Source organism: Pseudoalteromonas sp. MT33b (assembly GCF_014117385.1).
Lineage (GTDB): Bacteria > Pseudomonadota > Gammaproteobacteria > Enterobacterales > Alteromonadaceae > Pseudoalteromonas > Pseudoalteromonas lipolytica.
Map to the genome: position 1 here is coordinate 719,545 of NZ_CP059831.1, position 17,734 is coordinate 737,278.

Annotated in this window: 19 protein-coding genes; 8 read left to right on the plus strand and 11 right to left on the minus strand. The window is 40.9% G+C overall.

Features of this window, described 5'->3' with window-relative positions; all coding sequences use genetic code 11:
• The first annotated feature begins 71 nt into the window (after nucleotides 1-71).
• Both pepB and H3302_RS03410 read left to right on the plus strand, forming a co-directional pair.
• A complete protein-coding gene (pepB, locus tag H3302_RS03405; RefSeq protein ID WP_036971743.1) occupies nucleotides 72-1,367 on the plus strand; it encodes an aminopeptidase PepB in 1,296 nt (431 codons plus the stop codon).
• A 193-nt stretch (nucleotides 1,368-1,560) separates the two neighbouring features.
• Entirely contained in the window at nucleotides 1,561-2,127 is a 567-nt protein-coding gene (locus tag H3302_RS03410; RefSeq protein WP_036970696.1) for a phosphoribosyltransferase, read from the plus strand.
• 836 nt (nucleotides 2,128-2,963) lie between these two features.
• Here H3302_RS03410 and H3302_RS03415 read toward each other — a convergent pair.
• Together H3302_RS03415 and H3302_RS03420 are read right to left on the minus strand one after the other, a co-directional pair.
• Nucleotides 2,964-4,880, minus strand: a complete 1,917-nt coding sequence (locus tag H3302_RS03415; RefSeq protein ID WP_180311380.1) for a hypothetical protein — start codon at nucleotides 4,878-4,880, stop codon at nucleotides 2,964-2,966.
• A 359-nt stretch (nucleotides 4,881-5,239) separates the two neighbouring features.
• The gene (locus tag H3302_RS03420; RefSeq protein ID WP_036970695.1) at nucleotides 5,240-5,896 is read right to left on the minus strand and encodes a Crp/Fnr family transcriptional regulator; all 657 of its coding nucleotides are present in this window, start codon (nucleotides 5,894-5,896) and stop codon (nucleotides 5,240-5,242) included.
• Nucleotides 5,897-6,163: 267 nt separating this feature from the next.
• Here H3302_RS03420 and H3302_RS03425 point away from each other — a divergent pair, with 267 nt between their 5' ends.
• On the plus strand, nucleotides 6,164-6,397 hold the full coding sequence (locus H3302_RS03425; RefSeq protein ID WP_036970694.1) for a YgjV family protein: 234 nt from the start codon (nucleotides 6,164-6,166) through the stop codon (nucleotides 6,395-6,397).
• A gap of 1 nt (nucleotide 6,398) precedes the next feature.
• On the opposite strand, the gene H3302_RS03430 is transcribed toward H3302_RS03425, so the two are convergent.
• The 5 genes from H3302_RS03430 to H3302_RS03450 all read right to left on the minus strand — a co-directional run bounded on the left by H3302_RS03430 (nucleotide 6,399) and on the right by H3302_RS03450 (nucleotide 9,205).
• Nucleotides 6,399-8,045, minus strand: a complete 1,647-nt coding sequence (locus H3302_RS03430) for an amidohydrolase (RefSeq protein ID WP_118844037.1) — start codon at nucleotides 8,043-8,045, stop codon at nucleotides 6,399-6,401.
• A gap of 105 nt (nucleotides 8,046-8,150) precedes the next feature.
• A complete protein-coding gene (locus H3302_RS03435; RefSeq protein ID WP_065978055.1) occupies nucleotides 8,151-8,384 on the minus strand; it encodes an EF-hand domain-containing protein in 234 nt (77 codons plus the stop codon).
• Between the two features lie 4 nt (nucleotides 8,385-8,388).
• Complete coding sequence (locus tag H3302_RS03440) at nucleotides 8,389-8,622, minus strand: EF-hand domain-containing protein (RefSeq protein WP_036970689.1); 234 nt, start codon at nucleotides 8,620-8,622, stop codon at nucleotides 8,389-8,391.
• A gap of 118 nt (nucleotides 8,623-8,740) precedes the next feature.
• Complete coding sequence (locus tag H3302_RS03445) at nucleotides 8,741-8,968, minus strand: hypothetical protein (protein WP_065978056.1); 228 nt, start codon at nucleotides 8,966-8,968, stop codon at nucleotides 8,741-8,743.
• 9 nt (nucleotides 8,969-8,977) lie between these two features.
• Nucleotides 8,978-9,205 (minus strand): cag pathogenicity island protein Cag25, encoded by a 228-nt coding sequence (locus H3302_RS03450; RefSeq protein WP_036970684.1) that lies wholly within the window; start codon nucleotides 9,203-9,205, stop codon nucleotides 8,978-8,980.
• A gap of 312 nt (nucleotides 9,206-9,517) precedes the next feature.
• Here H3302_RS03450 and H3302_RS03455 point away from each other — a divergent pair, with 312 nt between their 5' ends.
• The 4 genes from H3302_RS03455 to H3302_RS03470 are packed head-to-tail and all read left to right on the plus strand — an operon-like array spanning nucleotide 9,518 to nucleotide 13,387.
• Nucleotides 9,518-10,975 carry a HAMP domain-containing sensor histidine kinase gene (locus H3302_RS03455; RefSeq protein ID WP_118844039.1) on the plus strand — a complete coding sequence of 486 codons (1,458 nt, stop codon included), beginning with the start codon at nucleotides 9,518-9,520 and terminating at the stop codon, nucleotides 10,973-10,975.
• A 1-nt stretch (nucleotide 10,976) separates the two neighbouring features.
• Entirely contained in the window at nucleotides 10,977-11,504 is a 528-nt protein-coding gene (locus H3302_RS03460; protein WP_065978058.1) for a hypothetical protein, read from the plus strand.
• Between the two features lie 2 nt (nucleotides 11,505-11,506).
• Nucleotides 11,507-12,850 (plus strand): sigma 54-interacting transcriptional regulator, encoded by a 1,344-nt coding sequence (locus tag H3302_RS03465; protein ID WP_065978059.1) that lies wholly within the window; start codon nucleotides 11,507-11,509, stop codon nucleotides 12,848-12,850.
• 36 nt (nucleotides 12,851-12,886) lie between these two features.
• On the plus strand, nucleotides 12,887-13,387 hold the full coding sequence (locus tag H3302_RS03470; protein WP_036970673.1) for a DUF1543 domain-containing protein: 501 nt from the start codon (nucleotides 12,887-12,889) through the stop codon (nucleotides 13,385-13,387).
• Nucleotides 13,388-13,395: 8 nt separating this feature from the next.
• On the opposite strand, the gene H3302_RS03475 is transcribed toward H3302_RS03470, so the two are convergent.
• The 4 genes from H3302_RS03475 to pdsR form a co-directional block, all read right to left on the minus strand.
• Nucleotides 13,396-13,605, minus strand: a complete 210-nt coding sequence (locus H3302_RS03475) for a hypothetical protein (protein WP_036970671.1) — start codon at nucleotides 13,603-13,605, stop codon at nucleotides 13,396-13,398.
• A 50-nt stretch (nucleotides 13,606-13,655) separates the two neighbouring features.
• Nucleotides 13,656-13,817: a hypothetical protein gene (locus H3302_RS03480; RefSeq protein ID WP_155950844.1), complete on the minus strand. Its 162-nt coding sequence runs from the start codon at nucleotides 13,815-13,817 to the stop codon at nucleotides 13,656-13,658.
• A 108-nt stretch (nucleotides 13,818-13,925) separates the two neighbouring features.
• Complete coding sequence (pdsS, locus tag H3302_RS03485; RefSeq protein WP_180311381.1) at nucleotides 13,926-16,058, minus strand: proteobacterial dedicated sortase system histidine kinase; 2,133 nt, start codon at nucleotides 16,056-16,058, stop codon at nucleotides 13,926-13,928.
• Nucleotides 16,058-16,747 carry a proteobacterial dedicated sortase system response regulator gene (gene pdsR / locus H3302_RS03490; RefSeq protein ID WP_036970667.1) on the minus strand — a complete coding sequence of 230 codons (690 nt, stop codon included), beginning with the start codon at nucleotides 16,745-16,747 and terminating at the stop codon, nucleotides 16,058-16,060. The genes pdsS and pdsR overlap by 1 nt, the downstream gene beginning before the upstream one ends.
• A 230-nt stretch (nucleotides 16,748-16,977) precedes the next feature.
• Between pdsR and pdsO the strand changes: the two genes are divergently transcribed.
• Complete coding sequence (pdsO, locus tag H3302_RS03495; protein ID WP_074988891.1) at nucleotides 16,978-17,715, plus strand: sortase-associated OmpA-like protein PdsO; 738 nt, start codon at nucleotides 16,978-16,980, stop codon at nucleotides 17,713-17,715.
• Nucleotides 17,716-17,734: the final 19 nt, after the last annotated feature.

Sequence of the window (17,734 nt, forward strand, 5' to 3'; positions counted from 1 at the left end):
AGCGGTTGGGAACTGACGTAGCCTGTAGTAAACTCAGTGAACAATTTTTAGCGCAAAAAGAGTATTCTAACATGTCGGAAAAATTTTTAGTTCAACTAAGCGAGCAGGCTGCTGCCGCACATTGGGGTGATAAAGCCTCTCTTTCTTTTACTGAACAAGGCGCAACTATTCATTTAACTGAACAAGATACACTTAAAAACGTTCAGAAAGCAGCGCGTACGTTAGCGAATCAAGGTTTAAAAAATATTGCGCTAACGGGTGATGTTTGGTGCACAGAAACACAGTGGGCTTTTTACCAAGGCTTTGTTTCACCAAAGAATTTAGACGCAGTTGAATTTGCCGAGAATGCAAAAACAGACAGCAAAGAGCTGGCTTCTTTAACGCAAGCAGCGACTTGGGCTCGTCAAATGATCAATGGGACCGCTGATGATATTTTCCCTGAAAGCCTTGCTGGTAAAGCGGCTGAGTTTATTCAGTCATTAGCGCCTGAGCATGTTAGCTATCAAATTATTAAAGGGGATGCATTACTTGAGCAGCAATGGATTGGTATTCATGCGGTTGGTCGTGGTAGTGAGCGCCCACCTGTACTACTTGAGCTAGACTATAACCCTACGGGTGACGAAACGGCGCCAGTGGCCGCTGCGCTTGTTGGTAAAGGCATTACATTTGATTCTGGCGGTTACTCTATTAAGCCAAGTGAAGGCATGCTAGGCATGAAGTGTGACATGGGCGGTGCAGCAACCGTAACGGCTGGTTTAGCACTTGCGATTAACCGTGGCGTTAATAAGCGCATTAAATTATTCCTATGTTGTGCTGAAAACTTAATTTCAGGCCATGCATACAAACTAGGTGATATTCTTACCTATAAAAATGGCACCACAGTTGAAATTGTTAATACCGATGCCGAAGGCCGTCTAGTGCTTGCTGATGGCTTAATGGCTGCGGGTGAAACCGGTGCGCCATTAATTATTGATGCGGCAACGCTAACCGGTGCTGCACTGGTGGCTGTTGGTCAAGAGTACAACGCACTATTTGGCCTTGATAAAGAGTTTGTCCGTGAAGTGCAAGACTTTGCAGAGCAAGAAATGGAAGGCGCTTGGCCATTACCGCTTGAGAAGTGGCATCAACAAAATTGCCCTTCACCATATGCTGATACTGCAAACAGCCGCCCACAAAAAGGCGGTGGTTATGGTGGTGCATCGAATGCGGCTGGTTTCTTATCTCGCTTTGTGCCAAATGATGGCAAGGGATGGGTTCATATTGACCTTGCAGCAGCATTTAATATGGGTAGCACAAGCGAGTGGGCTGCAGGTGCAACAACCCAAGGGATGCGCACAGTAGCAAGAACGTTATTAGAGAAAGCGTAATAACCAGTTTGCTAACTAAATAAGTAAAAACGCCCGATGATGGGCGTTTTTCGTTTTTGGTAATTTTACAAACGGATACAAGATTTTTCGCACAATATAGTATAAAATCTCGCCCCACATTTTCTCATCAAGTGGTTAGTTTATATTTCATTAACTACACTTGGATGATCAATTCACACTGGGGTTTCTATTTATGTCAGATAAGTGCTATATCACTGCGCAGCAGCTTCTCGAAGATTCATTTCGTGTTGCGGCACAAGTTTATGACGATGGTTTTCGTCCTGATTTCATCATTGGTATTTGGCGTGGTGGCGCTCCAATTGGTATTGCAGTACAAGAATACTACGATTACAAAGGCATAGAGACAGACCACATTGCTGTTCGTACATCATCGTATTACGGTATCAATCAGCAATCGAAAGAAATTAAAGTACACGGCCTGCATTATATTATTGAAAATGCAAATGCGGGTGACTCTTTGCTTATTGTGGATGATGTTTTTGATTCTGGCCGCAGTATTTTTGCATTAAAAGAAAAGTTATCTGAATTAATGCGCTTAAACTTACCACGCGATATTCGCGTTGCTTGCCCCTACTACAAGCCTAAAAACTCAAAGGTAGACATGGTGCCAGATTATTATATTCATGAGTCTGACGAGTGGCTGGTGTTCCCTCACGAGCTTTCAGGCTTAACACCGGATGAAATTATTGAAGGTAAATCGGATTTAGCCAATATCCACGATTTACTGCTCAAAAAGTAAGTTTTTAAAAAATGCATGAAAAGGCCCTGTTTAGGGTCTTTTTTGTATTCAGTTCTCACACCAATTCGCAATAATACTTAATCATTTTGAGAGATTAAACAGGTCACTACCGGGCTAAAAATTTCTTATTTACGGCTGCATCGAAGCAGGAGGTAGAACAATGCAGGAGCAATTGCTGAGAACAACTAAATACCGAAATTTTGCTTTATTATCAACGAAGTTTTATCGCCTCAAAATTTCTTACTTAATTAAGCGAATTGGTATCATTTGATAGTGCTTGTTGAAGATCGCTTTTTGTTATTTAGCCTTGTTTGCTACTAGTCCCAGTTGCTATTCGTTGTTGTTGATGAGAAAAAAAAGTTAGTGCTCCGGGAGTGTATTTAATACCATTCCGCTTAATTAAGTGGTCTATTTTGAGGCAATAAAACCGCGTTGATAACAAGGCAAAAATTTAGTTATTTAGTTGTTCTAAATCAGAAATTTTTAACGCAGGTAGGACTGGTTTGATCACTCAAAATGATTAAGTATTTTTGCGGATTGGTATAATATATCTCTTGTCTTTTTAGGGTGTATACAGCACCGCTCTGAAACCTCAATCTTACCGTATTATTTTAGGGAACTATTAGAATGTTAAAGATCAGCAAGCACATTTAGCATACTCACATGTTCAAGAGAATAAAACTCATGGTACTGTTGTTCAACATGATAATTTTTATGGGGTTTTATAAAGTAGAGCCTTAGTGTCAAAAGCTTCTTTTCGGCAGGTGATATTGATGTAATAAAAAACCGCGCACAATGCGCGGTTTTATTTAGTCTAATTGGATTAAACTCGTGGATTAGTTACCGCCTGAACCACCTGAACCACCTGAACCACCAGTAATTGGTTGTTCTACAACTTCACATACTGTTGGGATATTAAGCGCAACGGCTGTAGTGTTAACTGCAAGAGCTTGAGATAGCCACGCGTTATTAACATAATCATAGTAACGAATGGTGTAGCTAGCACCTTCTTCAAGTGAAACGTTGAAAGTTGCACCCTCTCCGTAGTATGCATTTACAACTCTATTGCCAGAATACAACAATGATGTTGTTGGTGTAGGCACTGGAGCAGTGTTTACATCAAAGTCTTCTGTATTACTACATACTAGTTGTGTAGTGACAGATTTAGAAACTTTATTAGGTGATGTAGATGTAAGCTTTAACGTTTCGCCGTTCAAGTCACATAAGTTATTTACACTTAATTTAGAGGCTGTGCCATCTGAATTACTGGCTAAACCATCTAACACGTTTTTACCATTCTGACGGATCTTGATATTCACAGGGAACGCAGGAGGGTTAGCGATATTAGCTTGTGAATAATCACCTGTATTGGCTTTTAATTGGCCTACATTGCGGCGATAACCGTTCGTCTCAAGAAGAAGGGTATAGCGGCCTGCATTAGGCTGGTCATTACTATCGACAATGTCAAACTGAAGGCTAGAACATAGATTGTTGTTGAAGTAGTCTAAGTTCCAGTAAGATAAGTGGTTAACATCAACAGTTACGTCAAATGTGTCTGCGCTTCCATTATCTTTAACTTCACCGTAGCTTTCAAATGACCATTTACCTGCATCTTCGTCATAGCTCCACACTGGGAAGATATCACCAACAGCTAATTTTCTAGCGGTTGGGGTAGTTAAAGTACAAGTGCCTTTACTGTAACCATTTGCTTCAGCGTAAGTTGCAACATCAGTTGTGCCTGCTGGTAAAGAGACAGGACATGGGTTAGAAGTGTTTTTATCAACCTGCATTGCTACAGTGATAGAATTTCCAGGACCAAAAGTACTAACTTTATTGCCTTCGTCATCTACTAACTCGATTGCAACAAAGCCACCTGAGGTAAATGAACCATCCACAGTTGAATCAGTGCCATCAGGATTTGCAACTGAAAGAGCTAAACCACCAGGGAAAGCGTCAAGCGAAGAGTTTTCTGTAGCGTCAGCTTCAGTTTCAGTGTCATTTCGAGTTGCTTCATTCGCGAAATAAGCTACGGTCATTTGTGGAGCTGATGTTAGAGCTGTACCGTCTTTAGTTAAGAATTGAGTGCCATTCTTAATTTTTACTGTTGTACCACCAACAGCAACACCAGCTTTATTGATTGACTGCGGTAGTTCAATTTCAGTTTTATCACCCGAAATGCTTAGACCAGTAGTTGGATCGTAAGAAACAGTTGTGTTTTCACCTGCAGGCACAAGTGATTCAAGAGTCTTTGTTTCAGCAACAATTGCAATATCAGAGTTAGCAAGAGTTCGTGGAGTTAAACGAATTTCTTCTGCCGATACATTTTCTGCCGTTGTAACAGTTAAAGAACCTGAGTTGTTTAAGTAACCATCTGCAGAAACAACATAGTCATACGTAATACCATTTGCAGGAATAGAACCAACGGTGAAAGAGAATGTTCCTGCTGTTGTTGATTTATCTGCATCTGCAAGCGCTTCACCAGCTACATTTAAAAGTCCATCTTCAGGTGATGTAAAAGTTATAGTAGCTGTAACAGTGTCTGCTAAAGGTTGACCTGTCGCATCCAGTAAGCTAACTGAGATAGCACCAGCTTGCGTCTCAACTGCAGTCGGTGGAACAGCTACATCTTGCGTTGGTACTGGAGGCTTTGGTACAGTTGTGTTGTCGTCGTTATCACTAAAACAACCGCTTAAGCTTAGAGTGACACCTAACGCTAGCGCTAGCTTTGTTAGTTTAAATTCATTGTTTCCCATAATCGTTACCTTTCTTTCCTTTATCGTAAAGTAATCAGACTTTTATTAGAGCAAATAGTACCGGTTTGTGCACCGAAATACGCCACACATGGTTATCTGTTATTGAAGGATAAGCGTACATTATATATACGTCAAGTGAACATTATATATACTTTCATTAATAGAATAAGAAAGTTTTGTCTCGTCCTTCAAACATTGTGGGCGGCACATTTCGCTTTGCCGAATTATAATACAGAGCCCAGCTATTAAAAAGCTCAACTCTATGAATATTTATAGTTTATGCAACTGAACTCATGCTGACTATTAATTTCAGTTTGCCTGCGTAATTGTAAAGCATAATAACAGATTATGTAACAAGTTTATAACTGCGAAAAACTGTCCACGTAATCACTCAGTTTGTCTATGTCGACCACTTGTAAACCTTGATTGCTGCGTTTTACTAAGCCCTTTTCTACAAGCTCAGTCACAACACGTCGATAGGCACGTTCGGTAGTGGCGAAACGTTCAGCTTCAGCATTCACAGTTGGGTAGGCTCTAAGCAGTGTCGGATTATTATTTTCAGCTCTTAATAAACAATCTTTAGCAATATTATAGCTTAAGGGTAATAGCAATTTGTCTAGGTTGATTTTTTGGTTCTCTTGAAACTTAGCGGCTATTGTTTGTGCTGTGTATAAACTCAGTTCTGGTTTTTCTAAAAGTAGTGCGCGCCAATGTTTAAGCTCAATGAGATTGTAACTAACATCACTGAAACACGTAACTGTGTAGATACAAGGGAGGTTGTTAAGAGCTTCAATCTCACCAATTAATGTATTATTACAGTCAAGCTGACCGAGCAAAAGGCGGCGACCATTACCGACATCGTAACTAAACGAAACGGTACCACTTCTCACTAATACGAGTTTGGAAAGTGGTTGATCTTGATGGATCAGCACTTCTTTTTTGGCTTGTTGAAAACGACTCCCTGCAAAAGTGAGTAATTGATCAACAAGGTAGCTTGAAAAATGATATTGAAACATTAACGCCGCTCTTCGGACAATTGTCCTATTTATTACATCTTAATGACGCTAGCATTAAGATTCTAAGAATTTATGCTAACTTACTAGTAAGGTGTTCACGTTACTCATACCTTCATTTCCCGTGTAATGATTTTAAAGTCGGGTTAATTCTCAGGCTTTACAAGGTTTTTAGTAAGTTAGCTTTTTTATTTTCATTGTCAAAGTGAGCAATGAGTGAGTCTAAAAATGACAAACTCTAATGCTAACCTAAAGCCTAGGAGAGAACAATTGAGTTGGGAATATTTAGGCTATTTAGCATCTGCATTATTGGTCGCTTCTTTAACAATGAGCGATGTTATGAAGCTTCGTTGGTTTAACTTAGCAGGCTGTATCGCATTTACTCTTTATGGTGTAGCAATTGATGCCGTGCCTGTGGCATTTACCAATGGCTTGCTTACCTTCGTAAATATCTACCATATTATAAAATTAAAGCGTCAACCGACAGTTGACGCTAAAAAGTAATTTAATTTTCGTTTTCAAGTGTATATTTAAGCTCACCTGCCAGCCAGGTTTGCTGTACTTTTATAGCGTGAACGTCAGCGAGCGGCACCGTGTAATAATCTTTATTGATTAAAATAAAGTCCGCCCATTTTCCTTGTTCTAAACTTCCTACTTTAAATTCTTGATGGGCAGCGTAAGCGCCTCCCAATGTAAACGCTCTTAGTGCTTCATCACGTGACAGTAACTCTTCAGGACGCCAACCTCCTTCAGGAAGTTGGTTATGGTCCATGCGTGTAATTGCTGAGTATAAGCCATCGAATGGGTCAGCAAGTTCAACGGGGAAATCAGAGCCTGCCGCAATAATGGAGCCTTGTGATAAAAATGTTTTCCACGCATAGGCACCCGTCAACTGTGTTTCGTTCAGACGTTGCTCAGCCATGTGCATATCAGAAGTCGCATGAACAGGCTGCATGGAAGGAATAATTTTTAACGCTTTAAAGCGAGGAATATCGTTTGGCGACACAATTTGCGCGTGTTCAATGCGGTTCCGTAATAAAATGCCTCCCGATTTCTTGAAGACATTCTCATAAGCATCTAAAACGGTTTTATTAGCTTGGTCGCCAATCGCATGGGTATTCGCGCTAAAGCCGTGTGAAAAACTTAAGGTAAAAAGTTGTTCTAGCTTTTCTTGCGTTTCGAGCATTAAGCCATGATGGTTTTTGCGATCAGCGTACTCATTAATTAATGCAGCGCCTCGACTGCCTAATGCACCATCTGCATAGACTTTTACACTGCCAATGGAGAGCATGTCGTTCATATCTTTATAGCGACCAGCTTTAAGCATGGTTTCGAGCTTTGGATCGCCAGCACTGAGCATAGCAACAATTCTAACAGGCAGGTTATTGTGTTCTGCACGCTGTTTATACACTTGCCACGTATCGTAGTCTATACCTGCATCGTGTGCTGATGTAATGCCTAAACTGAGTAGGTGATTACCGGCGTTATCAAGTGCGCGATTGATACTCGCGTGATCTGTCTTGGGGATGTGTTGCGTTACTAATGTTTCTGCTTTATCAATAAACACCCCTGATGGCTGACCCGAAGGAAGTTTAATTATTTCGCCTCCAGAGGGCGTATCTGTTTGCGCCGTTATGCCAGCCAACGCCATTGCTTTTGAATTGACCCACACGGCATGACCATCAACGCGAGACAGCACAACAGGCTTGTCTTTTACGTATTTGTCTAAATCTGCTGCCGTAGGAAATTGACCGCCAGGCCAATGTTCTTGGTTCCAGCCTCGGCCAATTATCCAACCTTGTTTATCTTTAGCGAATTCGGCCAACATTTTACCGACCATATCGACAGATTGGGTATTTCTAACATCCAGTTGTGACAAGTTATTGCCAAGCCCAATTATATGACCATGTGCATCAATAAGCCCGGGCAGCAGTGTTGCCTTTTTTCCATCGATCGTTGTCGCATCAGGAAAACTAGCCTTAAGGGAATCATCGCCTGTTTTGACAACTTTTCCATCTTTAAAGACTAAGGTTGAAAATTGCTGTGTCTGACCTTGATAGGTTGGTGTGTAGCCATTTACGTTATAAATAACGGTGGTGTTAGCGAAGCAAGATATCGATGCAGTTGCAAGTAAGCTGATAATGAGTTTCATACTATTCTTATTTTTATTTATTTATAAAAACAGTATCAGAGTTGCTGTAAACTGCAAATAATTAGGTAATTAAAACGTGCAAAAGGGTGACTCGCACCCTCAGCATTATTTGCTAGCATATTCATTAAATTCAGCAAACGATAACTTATTGTCTTTATCGCTGTCGTAACTTTTAAAACGAGACCACAGAGCGGGGTCTCGTGCAGATTCAGAACGGCTTAAGAAGCCATCTTCATTACGATCGAGTTGTTTAAATTTTTCTCCAATACTTTCTGTTGCAAAAACCATACTGCTATATAAACCACAGATTATAAGACTGGCGAAAGTGTATTTTGACATTGCTTTAACTCTTGTTTGTTAAGTAGTGCTTAAATTCAAGGAGTGATATTTGCTGATCGTTGTCTGTATCCCATTTAGCCATGTGCTTTTGCAAGTGTGGCTGAGATGCAAGCTCTTCAACACTTAAATAACCATTTTTATCTTTGTCTAAATGATCAAATCGCTGCTTAACATCTAATGCTAAGGTATTGAAGCTTATAGTAATTAAAGTGAATGAAGCAAGTGTCGCAATTTTCATAATAAAACTCCTCAGAAAGTAAAATCCTTTTTGGGAAAAGTGCTTGCCATAATTTAAATCCCAAAATTTAAATCCGTTTACACGCTCCCTCTGGGATTATGGCAAGCACTTTAAGAGGTTAAGGTTTGAATTTTTCAAACTCTTGTTCAGATAATCGCTGATCATTATTTGTATCAAGATCAGTAAATTGCTTAATTAGCTCAGGGTGTTCATTGGCTTCAGAAAGTGAAATTGCATTGTCTGCATTGCTATCAAACTTAGTAAAGCGAACATCCATTTGAGATGCCAAAACGGTCGCACTGATAGCCAAAAATATCAGCGAAAAGGCAGCGATAAGTTGTTTCATAACAATCTCCTATTGAATAAACGACTGAAACTCTGGAAATGAAATTTGGCCATCCTCATTACTATCAATTTGAGAAAAATTGCCATGTAACAGTGCGTCCTCAGATGCTTCAGACTCACTTAGCGCGCCATTACTGTCTTTATCAAGTTCATTAAACGTCTCGTTGAGATCAAGCGCGTAAGAGCTTATTGATACTAAGCTGGCAAGCATGATTGAGATACAGGCCATCGTTTTCATTTTGTTTCCTAAAATCTATAACTTATTACGGTATAAGCAAAAAAAGTGCCAACTTTAAAATTCATTTAATATCAATAGTTTATATATTCCCCGAGTGATTTGCTCAGCAATACTTACAAAGAGTTGTGTCTTTTTTGCAACGTTTTTTGGGTTCTAAAGGGTTATTCATTTTAAAACAGAGAGTTATATTGTTGCTGATTAGCAACAAAAAAGCATTTATTGGTTAAAAAGTGCTGTTATATAGGCTGGATTCAGCGAGTGTCTAAGTTATTTATCTAATAATCATCTTCTGTCACGTTGAAAAGGATCAGTATGCAAGGTCTCGTTGCGAATAAATTTAAACATGCGCTCGATTGGCGGCCCAGTTTAATTGGCCAGTTTGTCTTTAGCACTTTGTTGTCTTTGCTGCCTTTATCGTTGGTTGTGATCGTGTTTTTAAACGCACTGAATAAACAATTGGCTGTGACACAAAAAATTGTCAGCGATAATTATTTAGTTACAAAGGCGTTTAATAGTTTAAAACAAGATTTAAATAGCCTAGAAAGAGCAACAAGACAAAATTGGGTTTTAAAAAGTGAATCACTCGATACCTTAATTGAAAATAAGTGGCAGTCATCGCTGCAAAGTATTGATGAGCTTATTTTTCTTAGTCCATCGACAGAGTATGTGGCGCAGTGGCAGCAATTGGCAGAAGTACTCAACTTTGCCCAGCAACACTTAGTTGCAGAGCAAAAACAAGATGGTGAATTATTTGCCCCAGCAAGCAAACTTATTGCAGAGCAAACTGTGTGGCTACGTGATCAAAATGAATTACGGATCACCAAGAATCAACAGCAATTAAAGGCGCTTCAAGCGTCGTTTATAAACTGGTTGATTGCATTAATTCCACTCACATTATTAGTAAGTGGTGGGTTTTTATGGCGGATCAGTGGCCGTTTAGGTGAACTAACAAGTGTAATAGATAAACTAGGTCAAGGTCATTGGCAGCAGAAAATTTCTGTACGAGGCTCATCGGAGCTAGTTGAGTTAGGTAATAAATTAGAGTGGGTGCAAGCGCAGCTGCATATGCTTGAGCAACAAAAAGACACCTTTTTACGTCATGTTACTCACGAATTAAAAACACCGCTTGCCTCCATGGTTGAAGGCACTGATTTACTCGCTGATGAAATTGTTGGCCCAATTAATAGCGAGCAGCAAGCTGTCCTTGAGCTAATTACACAGAGTATGGCGCGTTTACGAGTGATGATTGAAAGCTTATTAAATTATAACGCGATTCGTACCAGTAAAGAGAGTGTCACAGAGCTTAACTTCAATAGTATGAAATCGAATATTGAGCGTCATTTTGAACATCGTTTAATTGCGCGAAATCAGTCGTTAATATGGGTAAATGAACTTCCCTCAAAAGCGATGTATATTTCTTCCGAGTTGTTAGAAATGATGCTTGTGCAACTCATTTCCAATGCCTTGAAATTTTCACCTGAACAAGGCGTTGTCACGGTCGAAGCTCGTTATAAACACACTCAGCTTCAAGTGACGGTCAGTGATGTCGGTAAAGGCATTGCTGATTCTGAAAAGACAGCTGTTTTTGGTGCCTTTTATCAGGGGAAAAATGCCAAAGAGCAAACTGAAATGGGCAGTGGTCTTGGCCTCACAATAGTGAAAGAAACGGTTGAGCAACTGAGAGGCACACTTAATATTGCTGATAATGAACCGCAAGGCTGTCGATTTACAGTGACATTACCAATTCAAGTAACCCAAGGAGTTAACTGATATGGGCTTCGTAAATAAAGCCAGTTTTATACCCGCTGTACTCGTTGTATTTTTGACCGGGTGTGCCTTAACACAGCCAACATCATCGACAGCACAAAAAGAGCATAAAACACAGCTAACACCAAAGGAGCAACCTAATCCTAAGCCAAGGCCTAAAAGCGAGCCTGTGTATCCGCCTGCACGTTTGGTTATTGCATGGCATGCAGAGCAATGTGGTGGCTTTAAAAGTACGCCGCAGAAGCAGACGTATGTAGGGCAAAAAGAGTTGATCAGTTTATTTAAATATTTATGTATACACAGTGCCTCAGAACCTAAACAAGCATTAGCATTACTCGAAAGCAGTGATCAAGCTTATTATTGGCCTGATGATATAAAACAGTATTTATGGCTACAAAAACAAAGTGTTCAACATAGTCTAAAGGCCAAGCAAGCCAAGCAGGCCTTAACAGAAAAAATGGAAAAAACGTTGTCGTCACTGGCGGCAATTGAACAACAATTGCTGTTACGCGAAGAAACTAAGGAGCAGTAACCATGGCTGAAATAACAAAACCACGCATATTGTTGGTTGATGACGATGCAAGTTTACTGAAATTACTTGCAATTAGAATCGAATCAAAAGGGTATCAAGTTAGCACGGTTGAGAGTGGTCTGGCTGCGCTTCAGCAATTAAAAATGCAAACCTTTGATGCTGTGATTACCGACTTACGTATGGATGAAATGGACGGTATGGCGTTGCACCGCCAGTTGCAAAGTCGCTATCCGTCTATGCCAGTCATTATGATGACAGCGCATGGCTCTATCCCCGATGCAGTTGAAGCAACTAAGCAGGGGATCTTTGCGTTTATTACCAAGCCAGTTGATAAAGATGAGTTATTTGATAGCCTCGCCAAAGCAATCGAGATCCATGGTGTGCATGGTGATGAAACTCCAACGCAAACAAACATAGTTACGCGCAGCGGTGCCATGTTGCACCTCCTTGAGCAAGTAAAGTTACTTGGGCCAACGCATGTTAATGTATTAATTTCAGGGGCGAGTGGCACAGGTAAGGAGTTATTAGCACAGGCGATTCACCAGCATAGTCACGTTAGTGATGGGCCTTTTGTTGCAATTAACTGTGGGGCTGTACCAGGTGAGTTGTTAGAATCAGAATTATTTGGTCATAAAAAAGGTGCGTTTACTGGGGCGGTAAAAGATCACCAGGGTTTGTTTCAACAGGCTCAAGGTGGTACCCTTTTTCTTGACGAAATAGGTGATATGCCACTGAATTTACAAGTAAAGCTATTACGTGTATTGCAAGAAAAAACAATTCGTCCCGTGGGATTTCAAGAAGAAATTCCTATTGATGTACGGATAGTATCGGCAACGCATAAAAACTTACCTGAAGCGATTAATAACCAATTGTTTCGTGAAGATTTGTATTACCGACTCAATGTGGTGAACTTAAAACTTCCTCCTTTGTGTGAAAGACGGGAAGACATAAGCTTGCTGGCACAGCACTTTGCAAGCGTAATAGCAAAACGTATGAATCAAGATGAAAAGCGTTTTGCTAATGACGCAATGCATGCATTGGTGCGTTATGACTGGCCTGGTAATATTCGTCAGTTACAAAACGTGATTGAACAAGTTGTCGCGCTGACCCCAGGTAATGTAATTGCGGTACAGCTAGTTGAAAGCGCGCTCAATAGCAATGTAAGTAATGCAGAGCCATTATCATTAAACGATGCTAAAAAAGAGTTTGAGCGTGACTATTTAATAAATACGCTAAAAATGGCAGCCGGCAATGTTGCAGAGGCTGCAAAGCTTGCAAAACGCAATCGCTCAGATTTTTATAAGCTAATTAAAAAACACAACATTAATGTAGAAAATTTAATCTAGATACAACAAAACCTAGATGCAAAAAAAGGAAAGCGCATGGGGCTTTATTTAGTTTACCTTGGTGGTCGTATACAAGGCTGTCATATCGAAATGCACGATGTTCGATTTGTTGTTGGTGATAAAATTGAAGACACCTACTCAAAGCTAAAAGCGCAGTGGGTGGGTGACAAAGGCAGTGTGCACATGGATAGCTACATGCATATTCAGCACATTGATGGTTACAAAGTAGAGGTGATAGAAGGGGCTCACGAGCAACCTGAAAAGCTTTATTTTGTTAATTTAGGCGCGTATCGAGCAGACAGTCTTGCCGAACAACATGACTTTGCATTGTATGTTGCGCGCAGCAGTGAGGAAGCAAAGCAACGTGCTAAAGACTCTTTGCTTGCAGGGCTGACACATTTGCACAAAGATGATTTACATGACGTAGATGATTGTTTTGCTATCGATTTACTCGATAGCAACTTGACCCTTAAGCTAACACCAAGTGGGCACTCTCAAGCGATGAAACCCGATTGGTTTGGCTATCACGTTTTATAGTGAATTAATTAGTCATCATTCTCGCTTTTACTGGCAACCTTAAAAGCAATGATGACTAAAGCAAACAGTGCAAAAGGGAGTGCAGCAAGTAAATATTCTACAGTATGGCTATCTTGGTAGTTAGGCTGAAGTAAAAAGTGCCCAGCAACACATAACAAGATTGCCACAAACAAAACAGGCAATAAGATTAACTCTTTTTTTGGCGAGTGATTTTTCATTACATAAGGTCAAATTTCAATGGTGGGGCATTGTAATGAGCTAAGTTAAGCTAGGTCAAATAACTTGGTGACTTATATTGCGCTGTATCAACTTTTTTAGTCGGTATTTTCTTTGATTGCTTTTTAGGCTCTGCGGGTTTATCTGTTACATCATTACAATTATAAAGTGCCATTATGAATTCGATTTCTTCACGTTGTAACCTTGATTGCATGATGCCCCCTCGAGTCAAATTTGCCTTTTATAGTACAATATACTAAGCCCGCCAATCTGAATTATTGGTGAATAACTAAGCATTAAATTGTTATCAAGTGTAACGCTGTCATCGTTGTTTTATAGGCAAACTTACAGTGAACACCACGCCGCAATCATCTGCGAGATTTTCAGCCTTGACCTGTCCCTCATGGTAATCACAAATTAAACGAACAATATACAAGCCTAATCCCAAATGGGGTTGTTGCTGATGCTCCTGAGTTCTCACTGATACCATCGAATCAAATATATGATCTACTAAGCCCTCTGGTAACAAAGGGCCTTGGTTCACAATTTTTAGAATAGCGTGCTGTTCGTTTTTAGCTAAACTCACCGTTACTTGGCTGTCAGGAGATTTAAACTCGAGCGCATTATTAATCAGTTTATCAAGAAGTTGGGCAATAAACTCCGGGGCCCCTCGCAGGGGCAGTGGTGATTCATAAAGTGATAAATTAAATAATTTCTCGCCATAAGTAATTTGGTAACCTTGCATGCAGCCAGTGATAACTTGAGTGAGATCAAACGTCTCAGCTTCCACATTTTGAATGCTTTGTTCTAGGCGTGTTGCTTCACTCATTGTGGTTATTATTTTACCTAGTCGCTCAACGCCTTCACTGGCGCGCGCGAGGTATTTTTGACTAAACTCAGATTGCGGCTGCATTTGTAAGTTTTCAAGCGATGAGCGCACCACCGCAACAGGGGTACGTAATTCATGAGAAAGGCGTGATGACATATTCTCAAGGTAATCGGTATAACCACTTAAGCGGCTGACAATATTGGCAAAACTACGTGAGAGATCACCAATTTCATCATTTGAATCGGTATACGTTATTTTGCCTGTAATTCGGCCTTGTGCATCAATAGCTTGCTCAGCGTTATCACGTAAACGACGAATACGGCTTGAGATCCGTGATGCAAAAAAGAATAAGGTGACAGTACCGACTAGCATGACAGCTAAAATAACGTTAAATAGTTTCTCGAGCGATTTATTACGAAGAGTACGCACACCATTGGTGGTTTCTTCTGCGATAACAGCACCAATGACCTTATCTTGAATCCAAATTGGGTAGGCTGCTGATAAGATCACCGCCTTGCTATCGGGAGTTAAACGCCACGATGAAGCGGGTTTCCCGTTTAATGCACTGGCGATATGCGTGCCTTGCATAGCGGCCACATCATGCAAAGTATCAATAAACTCATTTTCAGGGCGAGTTAGTATTTGGTAATAAAGCGGATGCAAGTAATCACGCTCAAATTGTTGCCACCATGTTGTTGCCGGTTTATCTGTGAGTCCATCTGCCCAGACACCATCAGCGTGATGTATAGACCCCGCTTGTGCGAGTACGCGATGGTGGCTATCGACTACCCAAATTCGACTGCCGCTATGGCCCATCCCTTTTAAAATACGGTTTATCTCTGGTGAAGGCACAAGCACCGAGCCAATGTCGTTGGGATTGAGTAGGTTAGACGTTGACATAAGTTGAGGCTCAACTTTGTCATCATCCCAATCTTCAATTGCAAATCCCAGCTTGTTGCCAAGCATGCTTAATGGAAAGCGCAGTTCAATGTTATAGCCCGTTTCTGTGCTTTGAAAATAGCCTTGAATCTTTGTAACAGGCTCGCGGCTGATAGCGTCAAAGGCATTAACCCAGCCATCTTGGCGAGCAGCAATCACGTAATGCTTAAATTCACCTTCGGGGGTCTTTAACATGATTTGTAAGTGATCATTGCGCGTAATACTGAGCGTATTTTTAGCGCGATACACCAACGAGCTATCACGCACCTCAAAGACTGCATACAAATAGTTTTCGTACTTACCAACCATATGACTAAATGCTAAATCAGCGTCTTCGTGCGCGGGGTTTACACGTTGTAAGTAGCGTTTATCGTAATGCCAAAAAAGTGCCCTATAGGGTTGCCAGTCAGCAAGTTTGCCATCAAGTTGAATCGGGTTACTGAGGTTATAGGCATATAAATCACGGCCTTTAACGACCTGATCTAAAAAATTGGTTTGCGAGTCGAATAAGGCTGGCCGTTCATGTAACGCTGTTGCCAGGGCTCGTGTGGTGCCTACGAGTGTTTTTTCTTGGCCCTGCCTTAAAAACTTTTCCATTTCCCAAACATATTCATAGCCAAGCCAAGGCAGTAAAAACAAAAAGCAAGACAGTAAAATAAACTTACTGCGCAAACCAAATCTGAGCATTAAGCTTGCTCCCAGCGATAACCCATACCGTACACTGTGTCGATACAATCGAAGCTATTATCTAAGGCAATAAACTTTTTTCGGATACGCTTAACGTGGGAAGTAATCGTACTGTCATCGACATAAATTTTTGCATCGCTCATTAATTCATTGCGACTTTTTACATGCCCTGGACGCTGCGCAAGTGAATGCACCATCCAAAACTCAGTCACCGTCAAGTCAACAAGCTGATCGTGCCAAAACACTTGCATACGCTGGCTATCTAATTTTAATAGACCACGATGCAGTAGCGCATCTTGATTAGCCGGTTGTTCAAGTGCATCTAAGCGTCTGAATAAAGCCCCAATTCGTGCGGCAAGGTGCGCCATACTGATATCTTTTGTTAAGTAGTCATCAGCACCCATGCGCAGGCCGCAGACCGTATCAATTTCACTATCACGCGCGGTTAAAAAGATAATAGGCAAGGTTTTCGAGAGCGACCGTAATGTTTGACATAATAAAAACCCTCCATCAATTTCATGCGCTAAGCCAATGTCTACGATGGCCAAATCTGGCAATGACTGGCTAAACGACAGCTCTGCGCTTGCTCGGTCAGCAAACCCAATGACTTGATAGCCTTGTGCGCTCAACATTTCAGTGTAGTTTTCGCGGATGGCTGTTTCATCTTCGACAATGGCTATTTTCTTCATTCTTCCTACTTATTTAGCTTCATAGTCAGCACTATGAATACACTATACCGAAAATTTTACTGTGCGTACTGGCAAAAATGCGATTGCCATTTTTCTGCCACAATTGCTCAGCAGTTTGCCTTTTTTGATCCCCTTTATTGCCATTTCGGCTTGTTTTAATAGCGCTATACCACGTTTGCAACGCCAACCAATAGTTGCCAAACAATTAATGTAAAAGAAAGGATTAAATTATGAAAAAGATCATCATTGCTGCACTTATAACGTCGGCCCTCTCAACAAGCCAATTTGTTGAGGCTGCGCCCCAAGCAAAACAAGAAACACCAAAAGAAACAGCCATTGGCCTTAGTGCAGGCGCTGTAGTTGGCGGTTTGATTGGGGGCCCTGTGGGTGCATTTGTTGGCGCATTTGCCGGAGGATTAATCGGTGAAAAAGAAGCCGGTGAGCGTGTTATCGAAGCGCAAAACCAGGCACTTGTTGTTATGCAGCAGCACACCGCAGATTATCAGCAGGTTATTGCTAATAATGCGGTTTTGACTGAGCAACTTGAGAGCTTGAATGATGAGAAAGAGCAATTGCTTCAAGCCCAACTAAATACTTTGCTGGCCATGACCGTTCAATTTAAAACAGGGTCAAGTGAGATAGCCCCGCATTTTGCCAGTCAGCTCGATAAAGTCGCACGGTTACTGATTGAACAACCACACTTGGCTATCGACTTAAACGGCTTTGCCGACCAACGGGGTGATGAACTCGCTAATTTAATGCTATCTAAGAAACGTGTGAATGCCGTGCAAAGTTATTTAATTAAACAAGGTGTGCCGCACACGCGACTGTCTGCTACAGCATTTGGCGAGAAACAAAGTGTTGCAAGTTCAAATGATTATGAAGATAACGTGTTTGATCGCAGAGTCACACTAACCACACGACCTGTTCAAAACACGCAATTACAGACTGCAAAAAGCAATCGCTAATTCATCTGTCGATGGAGTG

Coding starts and splice junctions, on each gene's coding strand:
- pepB (WP_036971743.1), top strand. CDS start 72: ATGTCGGAAAAATTTTTAGTTCAACTAAGCGAGCAGGCTGCTGCCGCA.
- H3302_RS03410 (WP_036970696.1), top strand. CDS start 1,561: ATGTCAGATAAGTGCTATATCACTGCGCAGCAGCTTCTCGAAGATTCA.
- H3302_RS03415 (WP_180311380.1), bottom strand. CDS start 4,880: ATGGGAAACAATGAATTTAAACTAACAAAGCTAGCGCTAGCGTTAGGT.
- H3302_RS03420 (WP_036970695.1), bottom strand. CDS start 5,896: ATGTTTCAATATCATTTTTCAAGCTACCTTGTTGATCAATTACTCACT.
- H3302_RS03430 (WP_118844037.1), bottom strand. CDS start 8,045: ATGAAACTCATTATCAGCTTACTTGCAACTGCATCGATATCTTGCTTC.
- H3302_RS03435 (WP_065978055.1), bottom strand. CDS start 8,384: ATGTCAAAATACACTTTCGCCAGTCTTATAATCTGTGGTTTATATAGC.
- H3302_RS03440 (WP_036970689.1), bottom strand. CDS start 8,622: ATGAAAATTGCGACACTTGCTTCATTCACTTTAATTACTATAAGCTTC.
- H3302_RS03445 (WP_065978056.1), bottom strand. CDS start 8,968: ATGAAACAACTTATCGCTGCCTTTTCGCTGATATTTTTGGCTATCAGT.
- H3302_RS03450 (WP_036970684.1), bottom strand. CDS start 9,205: ATGAAAACGATGGCCTGTATCTCAATCATGCTTGCCAGCTTAGTATCA.
- H3302_RS03455 (WP_118844039.1), top strand. CDS start 9,518: ATGCAAGGTCTCGTTGCGAATAAATTTAAACATGCGCTCGATTGGCGG.
- H3302_RS03460 (WP_065978058.1), top strand. CDS start 10,977: ATGGGCTTCGTAAATAAAGCCAGTTTTATACCCGCTGTACTCGTTGTA.
- H3302_RS03465 (WP_065978059.1), top strand. CDS start 11,507: ATGGCTGAAATAACAAAACCACGCATATTGTTGGTTGATGACGATGCA.
- H3302_RS03470 (WP_036970673.1), top strand. CDS start 12,887: ATGGGGCTTTATTTAGTTTACCTTGGTGGTCGTATACAAGGCTGTCAT.
- H3302_RS03475 (WP_036970671.1), bottom strand. CDS start 13,605: ATGAAAAATCACTCGCCAAAAAAAGAGTTAATCTTATTGCCTGTTTTG.
- H3302_RS03480 (WP_155950844.1), bottom strand. CDS start 13,817: ATGCAATCAAGGTTACAACGTGAAGAAATCGAATTCATAATGGCACTT.
- pdsS (WP_180311381.1), bottom strand. CDS start 16,058: ATGCTCAGATTTGGTTTGCGCAGTAAGTTTATTTTACTGTCTTGCTTT.
- pdsR (WP_036970667.1), bottom strand. CDS start 16,747: ATGAAGAAAATAGCCATTGTCGAAGATGAAACAGCCATCCGCGAAAAC.
- pdsO (WP_074988891.1), top strand. CDS start 16,978: ATGAAAAAGATCATCATTGCTGCACTTATAACGTCGGCCCTCTCAACA.